At 35.7% G+C, this 25,561-nt stretch carries 17 protein-coding genes and 1 pseudogene; 11 read left to right on the top strand and 7 right to left on the bottom strand.

What is annotated here, in order from left to right; translation table 11 throughout:
- Window positions 1-16: 16 nt before the first annotated feature.
- The 6 genes and pseudogenes from C1H58_RS05685 to ccpA all read left to right on the top strand — a co-directional run bounded on the left by C1H58_RS05685 (window position 17) and on the right by ccpA (window position 9,217).
- Entirely contained in the window at window positions 17-3,217 is a 3,201-nt protein-coding gene (locus tag C1H58_RS05685; RefSeq protein ID WP_165545603.1) for a DNA translocase FtsK, read from the top strand.
- A gap of 30 nt (window positions 3,218-3,247) precedes the next feature.
- Complete coding sequence (gene murC, locus C1H58_RS05680; RefSeq protein WP_050330658.1) at window positions 3,248-4,561, top strand: UDP-N-acetylmuramate--L-alanine ligase; 1,314 nt, start codon at window positions 3,248-3,250, stop codon at window positions 4,559-4,561.
- Window positions 4,562-4,638: 77 nt separating this feature from the next.
- Window positions 4,639-5,100, top strand: a pseudogene (locus C1H58_RS05675) (DUF948 domain-containing protein); the annotation flags it as partial.
- 250 nt (window positions 5,101-5,350) lie between these two features.
- Window positions 5,351-6,232, top strand: a complete 882-nt coding sequence (locus tag C1H58_RS05670; RefSeq protein WP_165545602.1) for a hypothetical protein — start codon at window positions 5,351-5,353, stop codon at window positions 6,230-6,232.
- Between the two features lie 545 nt (window positions 6,233-6,777).
- Window positions 6,778-7,869 (top strand): bifunctional 3-deoxy-7-phosphoheptulonate synthase/chorismate mutase, encoded by a 1,092-nt coding sequence (locus C1H58_RS05665; RefSeq protein ID WP_016425359.1) that lies wholly within the window; start codon window positions 6,778-6,780, stop codon window positions 7,867-7,869.
- Window positions 7,870-8,227: 358 nt separating this feature from the next.
- Window positions 8,228-9,217 carry a catabolite control protein A gene (gene ccpA, locus C1H58_RS05660; protein WP_165545601.1) on the top strand — a complete coding sequence of 330 codons (990 nt, stop codon included), beginning with the start codon at window positions 8,228-8,230 and terminating at the stop codon, window positions 9,215-9,217.
- An 82-nt stretch (window positions 9,218-9,299) separates the two neighbouring features.
- Here ccpA and C1H58_RS05655 read toward each other — a convergent pair whose 3' ends face one another.
- Complete coding sequence (locus C1H58_RS05655; protein WP_165545600.1) at window positions 9,300-10,454, bottom strand: acetoin utilization protein AcuC; 1,155 nt, start codon at window positions 10,452-10,454, stop codon at window positions 9,300-9,302.
- Window positions 10,455-10,466: 12 nt separating this feature from the next.
- Entirely contained in the window at window positions 10,467-11,099 is a 633-nt protein-coding gene (locus C1H58_RS05650; protein ID WP_050330663.1) for a GNAT family N-acetyltransferase, read from the bottom strand.
- 155 nt (window positions 11,100-11,254) lie between these two features.
- Here C1H58_RS05650 and acsA point away from each other — a divergent pair, with 155 nt between their 5' ends.
- Window positions 11,255-12,964, top strand: a complete 1,710-nt coding sequence (gene acsA, locus C1H58_RS05645; RefSeq protein WP_165545599.1) for an acetate--CoA ligase — start codon at window positions 11,255-11,257, stop codon at window positions 12,962-12,964.
- Window positions 12,965-13,603: 639 nt separating this feature from the next.
- Window positions 13,604-15,271, top strand: coding sequence for a formate--tetrahydrofolate ligase (locus C1H58_RS05640; protein WP_165545639.1), 1,668 nt, complete (start codon window positions 13,604-13,606; stop codon window positions 15,269-15,271).
- A 79-nt stretch (window positions 15,272-15,350) separates the two neighbouring features.
- On the opposite strand, the gene C1H58_RS05635 is transcribed toward C1H58_RS05640, so the two are convergent.
- Window positions 15,351-16,253, bottom strand: a complete 903-nt coding sequence (locus C1H58_RS05635) for a biosynthetic peptidoglycan transglycosylase (protein WP_165545598.1) — start codon at window positions 16,251-16,253, stop codon at window positions 15,351-15,353.
- 359 nt (window positions 16,254-16,612) lie between these two features.
- Here C1H58_RS05635 and tyrS point away from each other — a divergent pair, with 359 nt between their 5' ends.
- Window positions 16,613-17,875, top strand: a complete 1,263-nt coding sequence (tyrS, locus tag C1H58_RS05630) for a tyrosine--tRNA ligase (protein ID WP_165545597.1) — start codon at window positions 16,613-16,615, stop codon at window positions 17,873-17,875.
- A 379-nt stretch (window positions 17,876-18,254) separates the two neighbouring features.
- On the opposite strand, the gene C1H58_RS05625 is transcribed toward tyrS, so the two are convergent.
- Window positions 18,255-19,535 (bottom strand): S1C family serine protease, encoded by a 1,281-nt coding sequence (locus C1H58_RS05625; RefSeq protein WP_165545596.1) that lies wholly within the window; start codon window positions 19,533-19,535, stop codon window positions 18,255-18,257.
- A gap of 154 nt (window positions 19,536-19,689) precedes the next feature.
- Here C1H58_RS05625 and C1H58_RS05620 point away from each other — a divergent pair, with 154 nt between their 5' ends.
- A complete protein-coding gene (locus tag C1H58_RS05620) occupies window positions 19,690-20,307 on the top strand; it encodes a lysophospholipid acyltransferase family protein (protein ID WP_165545595.1) in 618 nt (205 codons plus the stop codon).
- Between the two features lie 169 nt (window positions 20,308-20,476).
- Window positions 20,477-21,616 carry an HAD family hydrolase gene (locus C1H58_RS05615; RefSeq protein WP_165545594.1) on the top strand — a complete coding sequence of 380 codons (1,140 nt, stop codon included), beginning with the start codon at window positions 20,477-20,479 and terminating at the stop codon, window positions 21,614-21,616.
- A 463-nt stretch (window positions 21,617-22,079) separates the two neighbouring features.
- Here C1H58_RS05615 and serA read toward each other — a convergent pair whose 3' ends face one another.
- From serA to C1H58_RS05600, 3 genes are all read right to left on the bottom strand, one after another.
- A complete protein-coding gene (gene serA / locus C1H58_RS05610) occupies window positions 22,080-23,678 on the bottom strand; it encodes a phosphoglycerate dehydrogenase (RefSeq protein ID WP_165545593.1) in 1,599 nt (532 codons plus the stop codon).
- Window positions 23,668-24,828: a pyridoxal-phosphate-dependent aminotransferase family protein gene (locus C1H58_RS05605; protein ID WP_165545592.1), complete on the bottom strand. Its 1,161-nt coding sequence runs from the start codon at window positions 24,826-24,828 to the stop codon at window positions 23,668-23,670. Before C1H58_RS05605 ends, serA begins: the two co-directional genes overlap by 11 nt.
- A 234-nt stretch (window positions 24,829-25,062) precedes the next feature.
- Window positions 25,063-25,548: an SACOL1771 family peroxiredoxin gene (locus C1H58_RS05600; protein ID WP_050330672.1), complete on the bottom strand. Its 486-nt coding sequence runs from the start codon at window positions 25,546-25,548 to the stop codon at window positions 25,063-25,065.
- Window positions 25,549-25,561: the final 13 nt, after the last annotated feature.

The following is a 25,561-nucleotide window of genomic DNA, read 5'->3' as shown; positions in this document are numbered from 1 at the left end:
GAAGGTTGTGAAATCAATGAGCTGGTTTGATCAATTATTTGGTGAAGATGATAAAAGCTATTCATCACAACGTTCAAAACGAAGAAAAAAAGAGCAACAGAAAAGTCAATTTAAAAGTAATCTTGTACCGCAAAGTAACGATATTTACCAAAGACCAAGAGGTAAGTTCCGCTTTCCAATTCATATGTATGAGCAGCAGAAAGAGACAACACAAGATTATACTGCAACGGCTGAACAACATAAAGAAAACGTGTCACAATATACGCCACACACTTTAATTACGGATCGTAAACAGCGTCGTCATCGCGGTATGCAACAGCAACCGTCGCAAGCCTCTGAACAAGTATCTAAACAAGATAACATACAATATTCCAACAATCAGCGTTATCAAAAAAGTCATCAAGTCGGATCACAATATACACGCCATGCTAAAAATCATTTTCCTGAAAAACCAAATTATCAGCAAAAGGAATTTAGAGCAAGTGAGGTGCCTTCAGCGATATTTGGAACAAAACAACATAAGAAAATTGAAAATAGTGGATTAAAGCAACCACCTGGCACGCGTCATGCTGAAGATAGCCATGAAGAATCAAAGGTAAAACCAACAAGTTCAAGCTATAAAAACGAATCCCAATCAAATAGCAAAGCAAAAAGTTCTCAAAAAGGCACACCTTCTGGTCCAAGAAGTAATACCGTTAACATTGAAAATATTTATGCTTCTCAAATTGTCGAAGAAATTCGTCGTGAACGCGAGAAAAAAGTACTACAAAAGAAACGTTTTCAAGAGGAACTTAAGAAAAAACGCGAACATCAAGCAAATGATACGCAAAATGAGTTACAAAAAGCGATTGACGACATGCATACGGCACAAGCACGTCAGTTATTAGGTAAGCAGTATGGTACGTCTATAGAGGATGAGGACGCGGGTGATGACGCACCTTCAACGGCTGAAGATGCACCACAATCAAATGTTGAAGAAACCGAATCACGAGATCATAATCATGATTATACGTATGAAGAAGTTGATTTGGCACAATTTGATGAGCCATCTCCTGCAAGTGAAGAGACAGCTAAGGACTCGTCAGTACATCAACCGCCAAAATTGCAAGTATCTGAGAGAACGACTGTGGATACGGCATTAGAAGAGCATGAAAACAATTTAGCACATGAATGGCATCAAGAAAATGAGAATAATGCAATTGATAGTGATGCGACCCATATGAGTTATGCCTCTGAAGTTGAGGATGTTGAAGAAAAAGACACTGTGGCGAGCTTGGATGATAAAGATATAAAAGCTAAAGATACCGTCCAGTTAGAACCTGTGCTAAAACCAGAGCTTCATCGTGATAAAACTGATGAATTCAATCGTAAAGAGGTCCAAAAATCGATGGATTCTAATGATGACGAAAGCCAATCAAATGACGATAAAGTCAACTCGACTACTGATAAAAAGCAAGCGAAAACGACCATCACTCCGATACGTAAAGGAAGTAAGCCTTTTAATGTCGTTATGACACCCTCAGATAAAAAAAGAATTATGGATCGACAAAAGAAAATCCAACAGTTCAATACAAGTCATAACGAAGTAAAAGATGATAGGCGTCAACAACCATCACAAGCGGAAGATGCAACTTCAAATGAAAATACACATGGTGCGTTGATTGCTGATAATCCATCGCAACAAACCCCTGTTAAGGACGATATGTCTATTACGTCAGAGCAACGAGAAACAGAGTCAAATATGACGAGGCTACATCATCAAAATTTTGTTGAAGATACACAGTCTACAGTATCAAAACAAGAAGAAAAGGTTGTTCGCCGTGGGCCTAATTTGAATTTGCCAAGTATTGAATTACTGGATGAGCCTGAAATTCAAGAACGTGATGAAGCATGGATTTCTGAGAAAAAACAGGAGTTAAATGATGCCTTTTATTATTTCAATGTTCCAGCAGAAGTTGTCAATGTCATTGAAGGGCCAAGTGTGACACGTTTTGAATTATCTGTCGAAAAAGGGGTCAAGGTTTCAAGAATCACTGCTTTGCAAGATGATATTAAAATGGCGCTTGCAGCGAAAGATATACGTATTGAAGCCCCTATACCGGGTACAAGTTTAGTAGGTATAGAAGTCCCTAATCAAAATGCAACGAAAGTTAATTTAAGATCGATTATCGATACACAAGCATTTAAAAATGCGGAATCAAAATTAACAGTTGCAATGGGAAATCGAATCAATAATGAACCGTTACTTATGGATATTGCTAAAACACCACATGCTTTAATAGCAGGTGCGACTGGATCGGGTAAATCTGTCTCTATTAACAGTATTTTAATTTCGCTATTATATAGAAACCATCCAGAAGAATTAAAACTACTTTTAATTGACCCTAAAATGGTTGAACTAGCACCTTATAATGACTTACCACATTTAGTTGCACCAGTGATTACAGATGTCAAAGCTGCGACGCAAAGTTTGAAGTGGGCTGTGGATGAAATGGAAAGACGCTATAAGCTTTTTGCACAAGCACATGTCCGTAACATATCAGCATTCAACAAAAAAGTATCCTATGACCAGCGTATTCCTAAAATTGTGATTGTCATAGATGAGCTTGCAGACCTAATGATGATGGCGCCTCAAGATGTAGAGCAATCTATTGCGCGTTTGGCGCAAAAAGCGCGTGCATGTGGTATCCATATGTTAGTGGCAACACAAAGACCTTCAGTCAATGTCATTACGGGATTGATTAAAGCAAATATTCCAACTCGAATTGCATTTATGGTATCATCGAGTGTGGATTCTAGAACCATTTTAGATAGTGGTGGCGCCGAACGCCTTCTTGGTTATGGAGACATGTTGTATCTTGGTGGTGGTATGAATAAGCCAATACGTGTTCAAGGCACTTTTGTGTCAGATGATGAAATTGATGCTGTGGTTGATTTTATTAAATCACAACGAGAGCCTGAATATTTATTCCAAGAGCAAGAGTTATTACAAAAAACGGAAGCACCTGTTAAGGATGAATTGTTTGATGACGTATGCGCATTTATGGTGCGAGAAAACCATATTTCAACTTCCTTAATACAACGCCATTTTCAAATCGGTTATAATCGAGCAGCGCGTATCATTGATCAATTAGAACAACTGGGTTTCATCTCTGGCGCAAATGGATCAAAACCGCGTGATGTATATCTTACAGAGTCTGAATTAAATGAGCTTTAGTGTGGAAAAAGAGAAAGGAGCGATGAAACAATGACGAAATACCATTTTGTTGGTATTAAAGGTGCTGGGATGAGCTCATTAGCGCAAATCATTTATGATTTGGGCTATGATGTTCAAGGATCAGATATAGACCAGTACGTTTTTACTGAAATTGCATTAAAAAATAAGGGGATTAAAATTTTACCATTTACTGCGGATAATATTACTGAGGGGTTAACTATTATTCAAGGTAATGCATTTAATGATTCACATGAAGAAATCGCTCGTGCACATGAACTCGGTTTAAAAGTGATTCGTTATCACGATTTTTTAAGCGAAGTCATCAACCAGTACATATCCGTTGCAGTGACAGGTGCGCACGGCAAAACTTCAACGACTGGTTTGTTGTCTCATGTAATGAATGGTGATAAAAAGACATCATTTTTAATTGGTGATGGTACAGGTATGGGACTGCCTCAAAGTGAGTATTTCGCTTTTGAAGCTTGTGAATACCGACGTCATTTTCTAAGTTATCAACCAGACTATGCAATTATCACGAATATCGATTTTGATCATCCAGATTATTTCAAAGATGTTGATGATGTCATAAATGCTTTCCAAGGTATGGCAAACAACGTTAAAAAAGCGATTATCGCTTGGGGTGATGACCCTTACGTAAAAGAGATTAATGTGGATATTCCAGTTTATTATTATGGTTTCGATCCATCAATGGATGTTTCTGCTCAAAATATCGAAGTTACAGATAAAGGAACAGCGTTCGATGTCTATATTAAAGGCGAATATTATGATCATTTTGTCTCACCACAATATGGTGATCACAATATTTTAAATGCTTTGGCTGTATTAACTATAAGTTATCTTGAAAAATTAGATGTAGACAATATTAAAGAAGCGCTGATTACTTTTGGCGGTGTAAAACGACGCTTTAATGAAACATTTGTACAAAATCAAGTATTAGTAGACGATTATGCCCACCATCCAAGAGAAATTAGTGCTACAATTGAGACAGCTAGAAAAAAATATCCAAATAAAGAAGTGGTTGCGATCTTTCAACCACATACTTTCTCTCGAACAAAAGCATTTTTACAAGAGTTTGCAGACGTGTTAAGTGATGCAGATCAAACTTATTTGTGTGATATTTTTGGTTCCATTCGTGAAAATCAAGGTGAATTATCAATTGAGGACTTATTAAAGCGGATTGATGGGGCACACTTGATTTCAGAAGATAATGTTGACCAATTAGAGAAACATGACGACGCTGTACTTCTTTTTATGGGTGCAGGAGACATTCAAAAGATTCTCAAAGCATATATGGAAAAAGTTAGTGTTGAACATGGGTTTTAATGTTTGAGTTTCAAGAGGTTGGGTATTAAAGTAAAATAAATAGCATATTATTTAATGTCATTAGGAGGCGTTTACGAATGGAATGGATTTTACCTATTGCAGGAATCATAGCAGCAATTGCATTTTTAATCTTGTGTATTGGTATCGTAGCTGTATTGGTTTCTGTTAAAAAGAACTTGGACCATGTGGCTAAAACACTTGATGGTGTTGAAGGTCAAATTCAAGGGATTACACGTGAATCAACTGACTTGCTACACAAAGCAAATCGTTTAACTGAAGATATCCAAGACAAAGCAAATCGCTTAAACTCTGTGGTTGACGCAGTAAAAGGTATTGGTGATTCAGTGCAAACATTAAACGGTTCAGTGGATCGTGTAACTCACTCAATTACACATAACATTTCACAGAACGAAGACAAAATTTCTCAAGTTGTTCAATGGTCTAATGTTGCAATGGAAATTGCTGATAAATGGCAAAATAGAAAAAGCCGCCGTGGAAGTGCAGCTTACAAAACGAACAACGTAGCAGATGATGCAAATCGTGGCCAAGGTCATCAACATTCACATTCTTTATCTAACGATGAATTAGTGAATAATGAATATAAAAATAAAGACTTAAACGATTTCTCAACTGACCCAGAATCAGTAAATACAAAGTATACAACTTTAAATGACTCTGATTCTAAACACAAATAATAAGTTCAGATTTTGAATAGGCTTTAAACAGAATGCACTTAAATGAGTTTAATACTTGATTTAAGTGCATTTATTAATAGGAGGGGACGATTGGATGGAAAAATATAATCGAGACTTATACACTAAAGGTTTAGAAAGTTATGAAGTACCTCATTATGAAGAAGGAAACAAAGGTTTAGATTTCGTATTCGGTTTTGTAGCAGGAGCTATTTTAGGTAGTGCGTTAGGTATTGTTTTAAAACCAGGATCAGCACAAAGAAAGAATAAAAATCGCAATCAAACTGTGAACGTCAACGATCAATCTACACAATTGAGAGAAGAAGCACAACGTAAAGCAGAAGCACTTAAAGCACAAGCAAGACAAATTAGAGATGAAAAAGCAAGTGCTACACAAAAAACTGAAAATAAAGAGAAAGTAACGTCTTCAGAACTAGAAGCGCAACGTCGTGCGATTCGAAGCGAAGTCGATTCAGATCGTTTACAACAACCCACTCGCAATCATGATCAATCAACAAAGTCTCCTGACAAAAAAGAGCATAAAAAAGACAGTGTAGCAACAGCGGCTGCTACACCTGTTCAACAAGAAAATTCTCAATCATCAACAGGTAAAACAACGCAAAACAAACAATCTGTACAAGATGATACCGTTGCTGCACAACAACGTGCGATTCGTAAAGAAGTGGATTCAGATCGATTAGCGGGTCAAGTTGCTGATCAAAACAATGGTAAAGCACAAGTAGATGATAAAGGTCAAAAATCAGATAGTCAGGCACATGCTACAGCACAATCATCAAATAAACCTCAACCGCATAGTGAAGCACAATTTGAAAATGGTGTGATTACGCATGATACCTCTCATAAAGAGAACAATCAAAAAGATGATTTTAAACTTTCATCTGAACATAATCAAGCAGTATCTGAAGAAGCTAAAAAAACAAATAGTAAAGTAGACAAACATACTTTCAACAATAAATAACATCAATTTAATAGAACGAAAATGGGATATTAATCTCAAAAATAATAGCGCTAAGATGATTTTTAATAGTAAAATCGTTTTAGCGCTTTCTTTTATGATATAACTACGTATGATATGTCTTTCTTTTATGATATAACTACGTATGATATGTCTTTGTTTTCTGATGTAACGGCCTCAATTTGTCGTTTTCGGTTAATCCTATTTTAATTTAGGCTTATTTCCCATTGTTTTTAACCCGTTCAATCTCCTCAACGCAGCTCTACTAAAATGTAATCACAGATTCGATTCGTTTTCTCTTACGCAAGAAAAGTTTATAATAAAACTAGAAAATGGTTTAATTGATATTAAATTTAAAATTTTCTGTCAAAATACATTGACTTAATGCGCAATATATTCTAAAGTTTTAATAATCAGTAGTTGATGTTTATATATAATTATGGATAATGGGTTGAAATTGAAGGATATTATTGATAATATACTCAATATCCACTTAAAGTTTTATTGCTTTAAAGCAAGTTAGAAAATGATTGGTTGAGGTGAAAGATATGACAAGTAAATTAGAAGCATACAGAAAGCAGATTGAAGATATCAATGGACAAATTTTAGATTTATTATCAAAACGTGGAGAGCTCGCTCAAAAAATTGGTGAGGAAAAACGTAAACAAAGTACAGTAGTTTATGATCCGCAACGTGAAAAAGAAATGCTCAATACATTAATTGATAAAAACCAAGGTCCATTTAACGATAATGTGATTAAACAACTGTTTAAAGAAATATTTAAAGCCTCAACAGATTTACAAAAGTCAGATAATGAAAAGCACCTCTATGTTTCTCGTAAACTGAAACCTGAAGATACCATTGTTCATTTTGATAATGGTGGCATTATAGGAGAAGGTGTAAAATCATTTGTTTTTGGACCTTGTTCTGTAGAATCATATGAACAAGTTGAAGCTGTTGCTAAGAATTTACACGCCAAAGGTGAAAAATTCATTCGTGGTGGTGCTTTTAAGCCACGTACGTCTCCATATGACTTCCAAGGATTAGGAGAGGAAGGCCTTAAAATATTAAAACAAATTAAAGATAAATATGATTTAAATGTTGTCAGTGAAATTGTACATCCAAACGATTTTGAAATTGCAGATCAATATTTAGATGTATTTCAAATAGGTGCACGAAATATGCAAAACTTCGAACTGTTGAAAGAAGCAGGGCGTACGAAAAAACCAATTTTGTTAAAACGAGGATTGTCCGCAACAATCGAAGAATTTGTATATGCAGCTGAATACATTGCTTCAGAAGGTAACCAAAATATTATTTTATGTGAACGTGGTATTCGTACATACGAAAAAGCAACGCGTAACACTTTAGATATTTCTGCTGTTCCAATTTTGAAGCAAGGTACACATTTACCCGTTATGGTTGACGTGACACATAGCACAGGAAGAAAAGATATTATGCTACCAACTGCCAAGGCAGCATTAGCTGTAGGTGCGGATGGTGTTATGGCTGAGGTACACCCTGAACCTTCTGTTGCGTTAAGTGATAGTGGTCAGCAAATGGATTTAAATGAATTTGATGCATTCTACAATGTACTCAAACCACTGTCAGATTTATATAATCAACAAAAAATTAAATAATTTTTGTGTAACAACCTTTAAAATAAACCAAAACAAACCAAGCTAAAATTCAATATGATTTTTCCTAAGCGGCGGAGCTATTTTTAATGAATAGTTTCGTCGCTTTTGGTGCTTCATATTTAAAATAATTATTTCCATTATATATATTGATAGAAAAGTAAATAAGATATCAATAAAACAATGAGTATATCTATCATTTTGACAATAATTACGTTATAATATTATTTTTAAATATGACAAAAATTTGACAAGAAAGCGTTTTAGATTTCTAAATTTGTCAAATTATGATAAACTTTGAAAATGACATGAAAACGTATTAAAATAAACAATAAAGCGTTTTCGAGGAGGGACTTTCAATATGACTGTAACCATTTATGATGTTGCTCGAGAAGCACGTGTCTCGATGGCAACAGTGTCAAGAGTTGTGAATGGGAATCAAAATGTAAAACCTGAAACAAGAGATAAAGTAAATGAAGTTATTAAACGTTTAAACTATAGACCTAATGCCGTTGCGAGAGGTTTAGCGAGTAAGCGTACGACGACAGTTGGCGTTATTATCCCTGATATTTCTAATATTTATTACTCTCAATTAGCACGAGGTCTAGAAGATATTGCAACGATGTATAAATATCATACAATCATATCAAACTCTGATAACGATCCTGATAAGGAAAAAGAGATTTTTAATAATTTATTAAGTAAACAAGTGGACGGTATTATCTTTCTTGGGGGCACTTTAACGGAAGATATTAAAGAACAAATTAGTCGCGCTTCAATACCAGTGGTGGTTTCTGGTACGAATGGTAAAGACGACGGTATTGCTTCAGTTAATATTGATTTTGTTAAAGCAAGTGAAGAAGTCACTGAAAAGCTTGTTCAATCAGGTGCAACGAAATTTGCTTTTGTTGGTGGAGGCTATTCAAAAAAAGCACAAGAAGATGCATATGATGGACTTAAAAAAGTGTTAGAAAAGCATAATTTAACAGTGGATCAACATCTGTTATATGTAGGGAATGAAACTTATAAAGATGGGTTACGTGCATTTGAGAAATTAAGTGAATATCGACCAGATGTTGTATTGTCTATTAGTGATGAACAAGCAATTGGCGTTGTTCACGCCGCTTTAGATCATGGACTAGAAGTACCTAAAGATATTCAAGTTGTTAGTTTTAACAATACACGCTTAGTTGAAATGGTACGACCACAATTATCAAGTGTCATTCAACCTTTATATGACATTGGTGCTGTTGGTATGCGTTTACTTACAAAATATATGAATAACGAAGAAATTGAAGATCATAACGTTATTTTGCCACATAAAATTCAATATCGTGGCACGACACGCTAATATTCAATTCAAACTCAAATAAGCTGTGAAGAAATTTATGAAAATAGATTTCTTCACAGCTATTTTTTAAAAATTTAGACTATTAAAACCAACTTAAAATGTTAGAAGCAACTTGTTCGTTCTGTTTTGTGATGGCTTCTCTTCTTGGAATTTCTTGATAATCTTCAAACTGTTCCTCCCAGTATTCAGGAATTGGAACAGGGCTATAATGACGCCACTTGTTCAGCCAAACTTCTGGTAATCTTCCTGATAACGGTGGCTGGTGTATTAAACTTAAATAAATATGACTCCAAGCTCTAGGTACGACACGCCAAATATTATAACCACCACCGCCTAGCATGATTTGCTTTCCATTACAATATTTTTCTGCTAACTCTGTAATAATATAGGGGATTTCATAAAGTGTATTTAAGTTGCAACTCATATGTGTCAGTGGATCTAAATAATGAATATCTGAACCATTGACACTCACAATAAAATCAGGTTGAAATGCTTCTGCGACCTTTTCTACTGTTTTTTTAAAGACATCGATAAAAGAATCATGCTCTGTATAAGGTTCTAAAGGTACGTTGATACAATAGCCAAAACCTTGATCGGTGCCTCTCTCAGTGTAGTGTCCTGATCCGGGAAATAAAAATTTCCCTGTTTCATGAATTGAATAATTCATAATTTGGTTTGAAGTAAAAAAACGCCATTGCACACCATCCCCATGGTGCGCATCAGTATCAATGTACAATACACGTTGATGGTATCGCTCATTGAGATATTTCATGTAAATGGCTGCATCGTTATAAACACAAAAACCACTCGCTCGACCTTCGTGTGCGTGATGAAGCCCTCCAGCAAGATGACAACCATTTCTAAACTGACCTGTCATGATGGCATCAACCAGATTTAATCCCCCTCCGATAATGGTAGCTGTGCTACGGTGAATGGTTGAAAATACATGTGTATCCTCATCCCCTAAACCATATTTTTGTTGTTCATCAATAGTTAAAATATTCTTTTCCCCACGTTTTACGGCTTCAATATAGTCATAATTATGAACGGTTGCAATCTCGTTTGTTGTGGCTTGTCTTGGCTTAATAATCTGTGAATCTGACAAGTAACCCGTTGCTTTTAATAATTCGGTGGTTAACTTAACACGCATTTGATTAAACGGATGTTTATTATGGAAGCGATACCGTAAAAGTGCGTCTGAATAGACATAACCTGTTTGTTGTGACTGTTCTTTCATGCCACACACCCCCTAGAAAAAGAAACGATTCATAAACCGTATATTGTCGAATTCTGTCATTTGATCGACAGTTATATTTTTGCCAATTCGAGCCATTAAGCAGTTTGCGGGATGACTCGTAATTTCAGGGTCATCTGTTGCAAATACTTCTAATCCGCCATGTGACATCATTGCTTGCATCAGTTTTTTATATTCAAAAACATCTAAACCAGAATTTTTCAAATCCCAATGCCAATAATATTCGGTTGTAATGACAATATAATTCTCAAATTCAGGGCTGCGTGTACTGACTTTTAACAACGCGTTTCCTAATCCCAGACCACGATAGGGTAGGCTGATTTCTATAGCACCTAATTCAAGTAAATAAGGGAGATTTCCTGTTGACCATCTTTCCATTGGATCAGGATATAAATAAGTGACGTAACCAATAATATGCTTAGCTTTTCGAATGATATAAATGCGACCTTCGTCTAAAGAACTTATATCTTGGATCGCTTCGAATTGTGCAATGGGTATACGAAACGCATCAAGTCCTTCGTCAAATGTCATTGTTTGTAAATATTCTTTTGAAACAGGACCTTCAATCACAAAGGTTTGACCAGCTTTTTCGTAACTTTCGTATTCGTATGTTTTTATATGAGACATGACGGTAGCTCCTTTCTTACGTATTACACTACATTTATTATAATGTAACTTTTGTGAATTTTCATCTTGTAGTCAGAATAAGTATAATATTTTGAAAACAATAGTCGAGTACGCTATAATACTTTTGAAAGCGATTACAAAAGGGGGTACTCGTGATGAAAGTCGAAGTATACAAAGGGGAACAAGGAGATTTCAATCTAACGAATTATCAAGAAACATATCAAAATTTCGATTGGAAAGAAGTTGAAAAAGCTTTTTCGTGGTATGAAACTGGAAAGGTCAATATGGCATATGAATGTATCGATCGCCATGTGAATGAAGGTAAAGCAGATAAAATTGCTTTAAATTATAAAGATGAGAATCGGAAAGAAAGTTACACATTTAAAGAAATGCAAGATAAAACAAATCAAGCTGCAAATGTGCTCAAAGAACAAGCGCATGTTCAAAAAGGAGATCGCGTTTTTATTTTTATGCCAAGAACGCCTGAACTCTATTTCGCTTTCTTCGGTATTCTTAAAATAGGTGCAATTGTTGGTCCGTTATTTGAAGCATTTATGGAAAAAGCAGTGAAGGATCGTCTAGAAAATAGTGATGCTAAGGTCGTTATTACTACGAATCAACTATTACCGCGAATTCCTAAAGAACAACTACCGCATTTAGAAACAATTGTGGTTGTAGATGACCACGTTGAAGCTGATTATGTCGATTTTAATCAAGCATTAGCTGAAGCGGATACATCATTCGACATCGAATGGTTAAACCGTGAAGATGGTTTAATATTACATTATACATCGGGATCGACAGGCCAACCGAAAGGCGTATTGCATGTTCAGAATGCAATGTTGTTACATTATATTTCAGGTCGCTATGTTTTAGACTTTCATGAAGATGATATTTATTGGTGTACTGCTGATCCCGGTTGGGTTACTGGTACATCTTACGGTATTTTTGCACCGTGGTTAAATGGGGTAACAAACTGTATTGCTGGTGGCCGCTTTTCACCTGACGGTTGGTACAGCATGATCGAGGATTTCAATGTGACCATTTGGTATACAGCACCGACTGCTTTAAGAATGTTGATGAGTGCTGGGGATGATTTGGTGGCAAAATATGATCTTTCCTCTGTTAAAAGTATTCTATCAGTAGGCGAGCCTTTGAATCCAGAGGTCATTAAATGGGCTAAAAAAGTTTATCATAAACGTGTTTTAGATACATGGTGGATGACAGAGACTGGCGGGCACATGATCGTTAATTATCGCAATATGGATATTAAATTAGGTTCAATGGGTAAACCATTGCCAGGTATTGAAGCTGCAATTATCGATAACGAAGGTCATATCTTACAGCCAAATCGCATGGGGAATTTAGCGATAAGAAAAGGTTGGCCGTCAATGATGCGTGAAATTTGGAAAAATCCTGAGAAATATCGATCTTACTTTATAGGTGATTGGTATGTTTCGGGTGACTCCGCATACCGAGATGAAGATGGTTATTTCTGGTTCCAAGGTCGTGTGGATGATGTCATCATGACAGCTGGTGAAAGAGTAGGTCCATTTGAAGTTGAATCTAAGTTAGTCGAGCATGAAGCTGTTGCTGAAGCGGGCGTGATTGGGAAGCCGGACCCTGTACGTGGAGAGATTATCAAAGCTTTTGTAGCACTTCGTCAAGGATATGAACCTTCTGACGCACTGAAAGAGGACATTCGAAAATTTGTTAAAGAAGGGCTTGCTGCACATGCTGCGCCGAGAGAAATCGAATTCAAGGAGAAATTGCCTAAAACGCGTTCAGGTAAAATTATGCGTCGTGTGCTTAAAGCGTGGGAATTAGATTTGCCAACTGGTGATTTAAGCACAATGGAAGATTAAAGTGTTTATTGAAAAGAATTCATCAAGCTTTATAAATTTAAATAAATGACAACATGAAATTAATAAAGATGCCTAGTTTGTTCAGGGTCTGTATGGTTAATGCTCTGCTCAATTCTAGTCATCTTTATTTTGGGGAGGACGATAAAATGATAATGCCGTTAGTCCTGCCCATTTATGATGTGATAGATGCCACTTGATTTAGTCTTGTTCCTTGTTATTTTTAAATAATAATATTAAAGATAAGACATTTATGTTTATTAATCAGTGTTGTTAACTCACTCGTTATCAAGACACTTTTTAAATATTTTCATTTTTTAAAGACGATTTATTTTATTTTTATATTTTATGGGACTCACTGATTAAGCTTAGCAATAAAAGGGATTAAAAAACATTATTGTCAGATAAAAATACAGAAATTCAGGGATAAGTTTTTCCGAAATATGTTTCATATTTTGTTCGACATTGCCATCATTGTTCGTTATGATGAGTGGTAAAGGGCGGGTAATATAAACACACTCTTTTTCTTGCAGTTAAGTGATTTAGATTGAATAGCGTGTTGACTTCAATTTTTCACGTGCTGTTCTGTTTCTAAACATTGATTTACATACTAACACTAAATTTTTAAAGGGGTTGACTATGGTGAGTCATTTATCAGATTTGGAAATTGCGAACCAATCGACATTAAGACCAATTCAAGAGATTGCTGAACGTGCAGGTATTTCTGAGGATGCCTTGGAGCAATACGGGCATTATAAAGCAAAAATAGACATTTCTAAAATAACAACGAAGGGGGCAAAAGGTAAAGTGGTCTTAGTGACTGCGATGAGTCCTACACCAGCTGGTGAAGGCAAATCAACTGTAACGGTTGGTCTTGCGGATGCATTTAAGCAAATCAATCAAAATGTCATGGTTGCTTTACGTGAACCTGCCTTAGGTCCAACATTTGGTATTAAAGGTGGCGCAACAGGCGGCGGATACGCACAGGTGTTGCCGATGGAAGACATTAACCTTCATTTTAATGGCGATTTTCATGCGATTACTACAGCCAATAATGCTTTATCTGCATTTATTGATAATCACATTTATCAAGGAAACGCATTAGGTATTGACCAACGACGTATTGAATGGAAACGTGTGTTAGACATGAACGATAGAGCGTTACGTCAGGTCATTGTTGGTCTTGGCGGTCCAACGCAAGGGGTGCCACGTGAAGATGGTTTTAATATTACGGTGGCTTCTGAAATTATGGCAATATTATGCTTAAGTACAGGAATTAAAGATTTAAAAGAAAATATTGCTAAGATTACAATCGGCTATACTCGTGATCGTCAACCTGTCACTGTTAGAGATTTAGAAGTTGAAGGTGCTTTAGCGATGATTTTAAAAGATGCGATTAAGCCAAACCTTGTTCAAACAATAGAAGGGACACCTGCATTGGTACATGGTGGACCATTTGCGAATATTGCACATGGTTGTAACTCTATTATCGCAACTGAAACAGCACGTGACTTAGCTGATATCGTAGTAACAGAAGCAGGTTTCGGTTCAGACTTGGGTGCTGAAAAATTTATTAACATTAAATCAAGAAAAGCTGGATTTGAACCCGATGCAGTTGTCGTTGTTGCGACAATACGTGCATTAAAAATGCATGGTGGTGTAGCGAAAGATCAACTAAAAGAAGAAAATGTAGATGCAGTTAAAGCAGGTATTCAAAATTTAGAGCGCCATGTTAACAATATTCGAAAATTTGGTGTAGAACCAGTCGTAGCTTTAAACGCATTTATTCACGACACCGAAGCCGAATTTGAGTATGTTGAGCAGTGGGCTAAATCGAACAATGTTCGTCTTTCTCTTACTGAAGTGTGGGAAAAAGGCGGTAAAGGTGGCGTTGATTTAGCAGAAAAAGTGTTAGAAGTCGTCAATACACCAAATGATTTCATACGACTTTATGAATTGGAGTCACCGCTTGAAGAAAAAATCGAAAAAATCGTCAAAGAAATTTATGGTGGTTCTAAAGTGACATTTTCTTCAAAAGCGCAAAAACAATTACAACAATTTAAAGAAAATGGTTGGGATCATTATCCAGTTTGTATGGCAAAGACACAATATTCTTTCTCAGATGATCAAACACAATTAGGTGCACCGACTGGATTTGAAATTACAATTCGTGAATTAGAGGCGAAAACAGGTGCTGGTTTCATTGTTGCATTAACAGGTGCGATTATGACGATGCCGGGATTACCTAAAAAACCTGCCGCATTAAATATGGATGTGACAGATGACGGCCATGCCATTGGCTTGTTCTAAATGGATGTGCAAAAGTAATAGTTTAATTAAATAAAAAATAAGGCAGGAATCAGAAGAGTTAGACTTCGATTGCTGCCTTTTACTGTGTTTGATAGAGGTGGTCGTATATATCATATGATAGGGCGCGTTGATATTGTTGAGGTGAAATCATTTTTTCAACACGCATGCGTTTTAGTACATAGTGTTGTCTGTTAATAGAAAGATTGAGTGCTTGCTTATCTTTCAACTGGCCGTCTTTAGTGAAAGGGGTATATACATAAGGACTTTGTAGTAACCCTGTAATATAAGCTGACTCAGCGATGTTAAGGTCATGAGGTGGTTTGCCAAAAATACCGTATGAAGCAGATGTAATTCCTGTAATATTTTGACCGTGTGTATCTAAGCCAAAGGGAACAAGGTTTAAATAAGTATAAATGATTTCTTGTTTAGTCATGATATGCTCAATGCGCATCGCAAACATTATTTCTTTTGCTTTTCTATCGTAGGTGCGTTCATTCGTAAGCACTTGATTTTTTACAAGTTGCTGGGTAATTGTGCTCCCACCTGTTGCAAATTTAGTATCAAAAATATCTTGATACATTGCACGTAATATTGCTTTTGGTAGAATACCGTTATGTGTATAAAAATCTGCATCTTCAGAAGCGACTAATGCTTTTGTCACATAAGGGGACACCTCGGCTGGACCTGCAATTAGAGGCGGCTCTTGTTGATTATAGACTGCAATTAAATTCTCTTTTTCGGGGTGCGCCAAGTTCAGTTCTGGAAGGTGTGTAATTTGACTCATTAATTCATGGTTATTAATTGACTTTGCCTCTGAGACAATACTCGCAAAGTAACCTAAAGTGAGACCGGATAGAAAAATCATCCCTAATAATAAAAATATAATAAAAGAGAAGATGGTCTGTTTAATTCTTTTAAAATAATAGTCATACCGTTCTAGAAATGAAGTCGCTTGATTTTGATGATTTGTTGTTAACTTCATACACCATGACCTCCATATATTAATCAAAGTATAGCATATTTTAAAAAAGGTGTCCGAGGTCATTTTAAAGTTGTATTTGACATCGATTTTGGAAGGTTATATAATAAAATGAAATTACATAACGTATTGAAATTGAGGACAAGTAATTTTTGTGATTATATTAAGAGAGTCAGTGGGTGGTGTGAACTGATTATAATACATTAATGAATACACCTCTTAATTGAATTTCATCGTTTGACAATGAACGTATCATTGTAAGAGTTCCAAGTATGGTGGTAACGTGTTTCAAAGCGCCCTTACATTTTGCATGTAAGTGGTGCTTTTTATTTTTGATAATTTTAATTAGGGAGGTAATATTTATGACAAATGCATTATTAGAAGAATTAAGCTGGAGAGGTTTAATTTATCAACAAACAGATGAAGAAGGCATAGAAGCGCTTTTAAATAAAGAGAAAGTCAAATTATATTGTGGTGCAGATCCAACTGCTGATAGTTTGCATATCGGGCATCTCTTACCTTATCTTACTTTACGTCGATTTCAAGATGCGGGTCATAGACCGATTGTCCTTGTCGGTGGTGCTACTGGTATGGTAGGCGACCCATCTGGTAAATCTGAAGAACGTTTATTACAAACTGAAGAACAAGTTGAACGAAATGTTCAAGGAATAAAGAAACAAATGGAGCAATTGTTTGATTTCAATACTGAAAATGGTCCCATTTTAGTTAATAATAAAGATTGGTTAGGACAAATTTCATTGTTAACATTTTTACGTGATTACGGTAAACATGTGGGTGTTAATTACATGCTTGCTAAAGATTCTATCCAATCACGACTCGAATGTGGTATTTCATATACTGAATTCACATATACGATTCTTCAAGCAATTGATTTTGGTCATTTAAACCGTGAATATGACTGTCGAATTCAAATTGGTGGTTCTGATCAATGGGGTAACATTACAAGTGGTATTGAATTAATGCGTCGTATGTTTGGTGTGAATGATGCATATGGCCTTACAATCCCATTAGTCACTAAAGCAGATGGGAAAAAATTTGGTAAATCTGAATCAGGAACTGTATGGTTGGATAAAGAAAAAACAAGCCCATATGAATTTTATCAATTTTGGATTAACACTACTGATGAAGATGTCATCAAGTTCCTGAAGTATTTTACATTTTTATCTCAAGATGAAATTGCTGACTTAGAAGTTGCTGTTCAAACAGAACCTCATTTAAGAAAAGCACAAACAACATTAGCTGAAAGTGTAACACGTTTTATTCATGGTGAGGATGCATTAAAGGAAGCGAAGCGCATTTCTCAAGCCCTATTTAAAGGTGACCTTAAAGCATTAACTTCACAAGAAATCAAAGCCGGGTTTAAAGATGTGCCTCAAGTGACTTTATCTCGTGAAACAACAAACATTGTGGACGCTCTTGTAGAAACTAAAATTTCACCATCTAAGCGTCAAGCACGTGAAGATGTTAATAATGGTGCAATTTACATTAATGGCGAAAGACAGCAATCTTTAGATTATACATTATCTGAATCAGATCGTTACGAGGATACATTTACAATCATTCGCCGTGGTAAGAAAAAATACTTTATGGTAAATTTTGAATAATTGAGATCAAATAAATAGGCTAATTATTCACTAATGACTACCGTTATTAATTGCCTTTTATGTGATGCATTATAAATAAGCGTTTGGATATAAAATCCAAATTCAATAGCTCTAAGATGATTGTTAATAAAAACCGTCTTAGAGCTTTTTTGATTTCTACTGGGTTGAATGGGATGATTGGTCTTCTTAGAGAGACAACTTCAATGCTTGTATCATTTCAATCCTCTGGGTAGGAAGTTTGATTAAACTTAAAAATCAATAGAGAAGTATTCAAGAAAAAATCCGAGATTTACGTGATGTTTTACGAAAACCTCGGATGAAGCCGATGATTAAGCTATTTTTACACCAAGCCCTTTTGTTAAGACTGGGTATTGCTCATTTATGAAGTTTTATTTGACTCAGATAATTTAACATCCACATCTTTTGTTTTGCCGTCACGATTGATTTTTAATGTGATATGTTCGCCTGGTTTTTTGTTTTTATACAGATAGGATCTTAAATCTGTATCACTATCTACCTTTTTGCCATCAATTCCTGTAATGATATCGCCTTTTTTGACGTCAATATCACGACGTTGAACTTCAGCAACATAAATACCAGAATCAGAGTGGATACCATTGCGATATTGTTGAGGTATTTCTGAAATATTAATCATACCAATACCAATAGATGGTCGTTTCACTTCGCCATGCTTAACCAATTCTTCAATCACAAGTTTCACTTCATTACTTGGGATTGCAAAGCCAATGCCTTCAACTTGAGGTGCAGAAATTTTCATCGAATTAATGCCGACTAAGTTTCCGTTAATATCGACCAGTGCACCACCAGAGTTACCAGGATTTATCGCCGCATCTGTTTGAAGCACTGTAACTTTATTGGGTCCTGCCGAAGTGTTAGCTTCAATTGTTCGTTCATTTGCAGAAATAATACCTGAAGTGACTGTGTTTGAAAATTCTAAGCCTAATGGGTTACCCATTGCAAACACGCTATCCCCAGTTTTAACTTTTGATGAATCAGCGAAAGTGATTGCCTTAATATCATCTCGGTCTTTAATTTTAAGCACAGCAATGTCAGTTAATGGGTCTGTTCCAACTAATTTAGCATCTACTTGTTTAGAATTATGTAATTGCACTTTAATTGAAGAAGCACCCTCAATCACGTGATTATTAGTGACAATAAATGCATCCCCATTATTTTTTTGATAAATGACACCTGAACCAATTCCTGTCGGTTCGGCCTTAGTCGATTTACCTCTTAACAGATCTTCAAGACTTTGTGCTTGCTGTTCATTGATCACACCTACAATTGCAGGTGATTGATCTTTTATCATTTCATTCACAGATTTGTATTTGTTGCTCTTTCCATCTAACATATTGCCACCATTATCGTTTTTGGCCACATTCACTTGCGATCCATTATGTCCTTCAAATAGTGAACCGTTTGAAAAAAGTCCTGCCACGCCTAATACTATTAAACCACCTAACAATCCTGCGATTAAAGAAATCAAAACGATTTTGAGCCAAGGCAGTTTCGGTTTTCGTGGAGGAGGTGGATTATAACTGTGAGTTGAAGAGAAGCGTTGATCACTGCTTCTTTGATTTAGATTGTCGTTTTCATGTGGTGTCCCATGAGTTTGTTGTTCATTATCAAAATCTCGCATAAAATTCCTCCTTTAATTCATATTATGATTGTTTTCAATCTATATTACCAGTATGATGTTATCAGACTTTAGATGTATCTTATGGAATGGTTGTTGAATCACAATCGAAATGATAGAATTTAAAGGGTTAAAAAATGATAAAGCAGGTGTGAGAATGTTATATAAAATTATAGGTAATGTGATTGATTTCATTATTGTAAAAGTATTGAGAAATTTAGAGGTGTTAGGAAAAGAAAATCAACCCGCAAACAATCAATATGTGGTGACGTGTAATCATGAAAGTTACAATGAAATCATTTTACTTGGTGTAGCTTTATTACCAAATCAGATTCACTTTATGGCTAAGCAAGAACTGTTTAAAAATAAATGGTTTGGTAAGTTTTTAACACAGTTAAATGCATTTCCAGTTAATCGTGAAAATCCTGGACCGAGCACGTTAAAAATCCCGGTAAAATTATTAAAAGAGAATAAAACGGTTGGAATTTTTCCATCTGGTCGCCGCACTAGTGAAGAAGTGCCTTTAAAACGTGGGGCTTCTACAATTGCGATGCTTGCTAAACAGCCTATATTACCTGCAGCATATGTAGGACCTACTCAAATTAGAGGGTTATTTACTAAAAAAGCTTATATCAAATTTGGTGAACCGATTAGTACTACGGATATTCCTAAAGAATTAAATCGCCAAGAAAAGGTTGATTATATTACACAGCAAATCAGCGCTCGTACGAAACAATTGCAAGATGAATTAAACGCATATGTTAATCAAAAATAGGTTTCAAATTCAACAGAAAAGTATAAAGAGATGCTTTTCTGTTGTTTCTATTTAAAGTAGCGTATATTAACAGGTTTAATTATAGTCAGATTAAGATACGGGGATTTTCCTAAAAGAAAATCATGTTATAATATTTTTGTCAGAATTTTCAGTTAGAGGAGGGGTAGGATTGGTAAAAGCTGTATTATTTGATGTCGATGGTGTATTCTTAGATGAATCTCGCTGTTTTGATGTTTCGGCATTGACAGTCTATGAATTACTTTACCATTCTTCATATTTAGGATTAAATGAACACAACACAGATTTGAGTCAATTGACGGATGAAACAATATCGAGCATTCGATCTCACATATTTAGGAATGATCAAATTCTTAATCAATTAAAATCACTTGGTATTAATTCGAACTGGGATATGTTGTTTGTTGTTTTTTCAATTCATCTTATCGACTATCTTAAACAAATAGCTCCAAAAGAAAGGGAAGCATTTTTGGAGATTGAGACTTGGAGTGCTGAGACATTAAGTGCTATTGGGAAAATAAAGACAGATTTCCACGTCTCTTTTAAACAACCATTAGAATTTATTGAAAATGTTGAGCCTGGTAAAAATCATATTTATGAAGCTTTACAAGGTCATGCGAAAAAACAACTCAATACTAATCAAGTGTCTCTTTTTGATATGAAAAGTCCATTGTGGCATTTGGCGCAAGAGCTTTATCAAGAATGGTACTTAGGTCATGAGTTATACGAAAAAGTCGAGTATAAAGTGCCTAAAACTCAATATAAAAAAGGATACATATACCACGAAATTGCACTAGCACCTATTGAGCCGATTAAAACATTATTAACAGATTTGAAACAAGCAGGTTATCTCATTGCAATTGCAACGGGACGACCACGTACAGAAACGATTGTTCCTTTTGAGGCACTTGGCTTGTTAGATTTATTTGATGCAGAACATATTGTTTCCGCAAGCGAAGTATTAGAAGCGGAAAAAATGTTCCCTGATTTAAAACCACTTGGAAAGCCTAACCCTTTCAGTTATATCACTACATATGAAGGGAATCAGCTTGAAAATTATTTTGACTATGCAACACAACAAGAAGGGCGTATGCATCCAGACTATGTCACAATCGTAGGTGATTCCTTAGCGGATTTATTGAGTGCCAAAGTGCTCAACGCAAGATTTATAGGGACGTTAACCGGCTTAAAAGGCAAAAAGGCAGCAGATGAACTCAAACAACATGGGGCAGAGATACTCGTTGACAATGTCCTTGATATACGGCCATATTTATTAACATCATCACATTAATAATCATTGCTTAAAATACGATATAAGTCGATTGAAGATACAATAACAAAGATTAATTAGATAATCACAAGAATCAAGAACGAGTCAGGTTAACTTCTCCTGACTCGTTTTAAATTTTATAAAATTTTTTGGCTTATGACTATCGAGATAATAGAGGAAGTTATAGCGCATATGAAAGGGCAGGTTGCGTCATTGATTTCAAAATAAAAAGCGCTAAGATGACTTTCAACAGAAAATCGTCTTAACACTTCTTTTTATAAGACGTCGTATTGTATGACTTCGCTTAGTAATGCCTTATTCTTTGCATAGTGGTTGTCTGACTTCGTATGCGCTCAAGTTCGCATTTGTAACATCGAGGCAACATTGAGTTGAGACTATACCTAATGCATGTATGTGCATTTAGGCAAGGCTATCAAAGATTTTATGTCCCGAACGCTCCAAAATTTTATTTATAAGGATATTATCAATTGTAAGGATCTAAAATAACTTGAACCACACTTTGAAAGCCGTCAATCTCTAGTAAGGCTTTTCGCACATCATCATTGATCGGATGGTCAATAGAGAGAATCATCATTGCGTCACCACCGAGTTGAGTACGTCCTAAATGCATAGAAGCAATATTGACACCGTGTTCGCCTAGCATTTGACCTGTTTTTCCAACGATGCCTGGACGGTCAAAGTGATTAATAATTAATTGATACTGTTCAGGTTTAAAGTCAACAGGATAATCATTAATACGAACAATTCTTGGACCAAAGCCATTTAAAACTGTGGCACCAATCTTTAAACTATCCGCTTTATTAATTAATTCAAGCTCAATATAATTGCTAAAACCTTTTTTCTTTTTCGTCTTTTCAATCGTATAAGTGACGTTTTGTTCATTAAGTAAAACTAAAGCGTTTATCAAGTTGACATGATCCCCCATATCTTGTTGTAAAACGCCAGTGACAAGATTTCGAGTAATGAGACTCGTATCGTCTAATGCGATATCGCCAGCGTATGTTATTTTAAGTGTTCTTGGCGCTTTAGGCAATATTTGAATACCGACTTGACCTGTAATTTTGGCAAGTTCTACAAAAGGTTTTAACTCTTCATCTTCATTAAAGACGCCTTTAGGTGCATTAACTGCATGTTTGACATTCCCATTTTTCAAAATATCGATAATTTCTTCTGCTACTGAGACAGCAACTTTTTCTTGTGCCTCGATTGTAGAAGCGCCTAAATGAGGGGTCACAATAATTTTTGGATGTTTCACAACTTCGGATTGATGCGCAGGTTCATTTTCAAAAACATCAAGCGCTGCTGCCATAATTTTATTGTCATCCAATGCTTCAATCAAAGCTTTTTCATCAATGATTCCACCACGCGCAACATTAATAATTTGAAGGTTCGGTTTTGCTTGATCAAAAAAAGATTGATTGATAATACCCTTTGTTTTTTCTGTTAGCGGCGTATGTACGGTAATAAAGTCAGCTTGCTGTGCGATTTCGTCTATTGATGCGCGTGTAAATTCAAGCTCTTTTGCTTTTTCTTCACTTAAATAAGGATCATAAGCCAAAACTTTCATACCGAAGCTTTGCAATCGTTTCGCAACACCTGTTCCAATGCGACCTGTTCCAATGACACCAAGTGTTTTTCGATACAATTCTGTTCCTCTGAATGTTTTTCTATCCCACGTCCCATGACTTAATGATTGATGTGCTTGTGGGATATTTCGCGCCATACTTAACAACATTGCGACTGAATGTTCAGTAGCGGATATCGTGTTACCGTCAGGGGCATTGATAATGATAATACCTTCTTTTGTTGCGGTATCGATATCAATATTATCAACACCTACACCAGCACGAGCGACCACTTTTAATCTTGATCCAGCTTTTAATACCTTATCTGTTACTGTTGTTTGACTACGCACGATTAAAGCATCGTAATCTTTGATTTTATTAATCAATGCCTCTTCAGACAATGCGGTATGATGTATCACTTCAAAATCTGGATTTTCATTTAAACTTTTAAGACCTTCTTCTGCGATTGGATCTGCAACTAAAACTTTATATTTCATTATGAACAACCTCCAAAAATGCTTGTGTTGCTATACCGATATAAGATTGGTTTCGGTATTTTGTTAAAATCAATTCTAGGCCTGCAATAAAAGGTAATAAATCAAAAGGCGAGATGAAGCCCATATGACCGACGCGTAAAATCTTTCCTTTTAGATGGCCTTGACCTCCAGCAATCGTAATATTAAACTGTGATGCTAATTGTGCCTTAATGTGCTTTACTTCTGCTTCATCTTTAGGTACAAAAGCGGTAACGGTTGGTGATGCATATTGATCTTCAACCAAAAGGGACAAGTCTAATTTTTTCAATGCTGCGCGTACAGCATTTCTAATAATAGAATGACGACGAATGACGTTGTCAAAGCCCTCTTCTGATATCATTTTTTGAAATTCGATGACCCCTCTAAATGTCGAAACATTAGGCGTAAAAGGTGTGGAATGTTTTTCGAGAGCATTGTGATGCTTGGCTAAATCCAAATAAAAGCGTGGCGTTTCTACTGATTTGAAGCGTGCTAATGCGCGATCGTTATAAGCAACAAAAGCAATGCCTGGTGGCAACATTAACGCTTTTTGGCTTCCTGAAACGAGGACATCAATATCATCTCGCGCTAAATCAACATCGACTGCACCGATACAACTTACACCATCAACAACATAGTATAAATTTGGATTGTGTGCTTTAAGGGCATGGCCGAGTTCAGCAACAGGGTGTAATACAGTGGTAGAGGTTTCACAATATTGTGTAAAAACGGCAGTCACAGGCGTCTCTATATTTTTAATAAATTCGATGACACCATCAACTTCAAATGATTTTCCCCATTTGACTTCATAGACGTGAACATGATTAAAATAAGTTTCGGCAATTTGTTTGTAACGGTTACCAAATGCGCCTGAAACAATGACAACTACTGTATCATCTGGATTTACAATATTTAACATGCTTGCTTCAAGTGCACTTGTACCACTTGAAGTTAGGATCATAATGTCATTTGTGCTTCCGAACACTTGCTTAAGTGACGAAAATGCCGCTTCAGCGATGGATTCAAATTCAGTTGACCGGTGACCGACCATAGGTAAGTTCATTTTTGCTTGGATGCGATGAGGTACTGGGGTAGGGCCGGGTGTTAATAGTAAAGAATGATGTGTATACATAGAGAACCTCCCTTAATAATATTTTCTAATTTTATCAAATTTTCCGACATATTAACAGGTATCAATACAAAATTTTGGAATTGTTGGTAATAAAAGGGGATGTGAGATGAGATCAAATGGAAGCTCTTGCCACATCCCCACAAGGATAAATGAGGTTTTGAAAAATATAGTTTTAATAGTTGTAATACATTATCTAATCATACCGTTGTATAACTTATTTACTATTTTAATTTCTTAAATAGACGTTTTAGAATCTGAAGATGACTTAGAAGGTTGGATTTTAATCGTTGGTTCAGTCATAACCGCGACGTTATCTCTCACACTATTTGAAATCATACAATTTTGATCTGCAATTTTAATCAATTGAGACAACCGTTTTTTTATTTGCTCTTTTTTAGATAGTTGGTCAACAATTATTTCGGGTTTATGTACGATTTTGACCATTTTAAATCGTTGTTGTTCAAATTGTGCTTCACCGTAACTCTGCATATTAATTGCTATCGGTGATAGATGCGCACGTTCTAAAGTTGCGGCTAAAGAAATTGTCATACAACTTGCTGCTGCACTGACTAAAAGTTCATCAGGGTTTGTGCCAACACCGACGCCTCCAAGTTCGCTTGGTATAGAAATCTTATGTTGGATATAATCCCCTGTAACTTCTCCAACACTATCGCGTCCACCAGTCCATCTCACTTGTACTGGAAATTGATGATGTGCCAAATGTCTCACTCCT

The organism is Staphylococcus sp. 191, assembly GCF_011174885.1.
In the GTDB taxonomy this organism is placed as follows: Bacteria; Bacillota; Bacilli; order Staphylococcales; family Staphylococcaceae; genus Staphylococcus; species Staphylococcus coagulans.
The sequence above is the reverse complement of the archived record's forward strand: the minus strand, read 5'-3'. Positions and strand labels throughout refer to the sequence as shown.

Excerpts from the sequence above, each read along its gene's own strand:
- C1H58_RS05685 (WP_165545603.1), top strand. The coding sequence starts at position 17 with ATGAGCTGGTTTGATCAATTATTTGGTGAAGATGATAAAAGCTATTCA.
- murC (WP_050330658.1), top strand. The coding sequence starts at position 3,248 with ATGACGAAATACCATTTTGTTGGTATTAAAGGTGCTGGGATGAGCTCA.
- C1H58_RS05670 (WP_165545602.1), top strand. The coding sequence starts at position 5,351 with ATGGAAAAATATAATCGAGACTTATACACTAAAGGTTTAGAAAGTTAT.
- C1H58_RS05665 (WP_016425359.1), top strand. The coding sequence starts at position 6,778 with ATGACAAGTAAATTAGAAGCATACAGAAAGCAGATTGAAGATATCAAT.
- ccpA (WP_165545601.1), top strand. The coding sequence starts at position 8,228 with ATGACTGTAACCATTTATGATGTTGCTCGAGAAGCACGTGTCTCGATG.
- C1H58_RS05655 (WP_165545600.1), bottom strand. The coding sequence starts at position 10,454 with ATGAAAGAACAGTCACAACAAACAGGTTATGTCTATTCAGACGCACTT.
- C1H58_RS05650 (WP_050330663.1), bottom strand. The coding sequence starts at position 11,099 with ATGTCTCATATAAAAACATACGAATACGAAAGTTACGAAAAAGCTGGT.
- acsA (WP_165545599.1), top strand. The coding sequence starts at position 11,255 with ATGAAAGTCGAAGTATACAAAGGGGAACAAGGAGATTTCAATCTAACG.
- C1H58_RS05635 (WP_165545598.1), bottom strand. The coding sequence starts at position 16,253 with ATGAAGTTAACAACAAATCATCAAAATCAAGCGACTTCATTTCTAGAA.
- tyrS (WP_165545597.1), top strand. The coding sequence starts at position 16,613 with ATGACAAATGCATTATTAGAAGAATTAAGCTGGAGAGGTTTAATTTAT.
- C1H58_RS05625 (WP_165545596.1), bottom strand. The coding sequence starts at position 19,535 with ATGCGAGATTTTGATAATGAACAACAAACTCATGGGACACCACATGAA.
- C1H58_RS05620 (WP_165545595.1), top strand. The coding sequence starts at position 19,690 with ATGTTATATAAAATTATAGGTAATGTGATTGATTTCATTATTGTAAAA.
- serA (WP_165545593.1), bottom strand. The coding sequence starts at position 23,678 with ATGAAATATAAAGTTTTAGTTGCAGATCCAATCGCAGAAGAAGGTCTT.
- C1H58_RS05605 (WP_165545592.1), bottom strand. The coding sequence starts at position 24,828 with ATGTATACACATCATTCTTTACTATTAACACCCGGCCCTACCCCAGTA.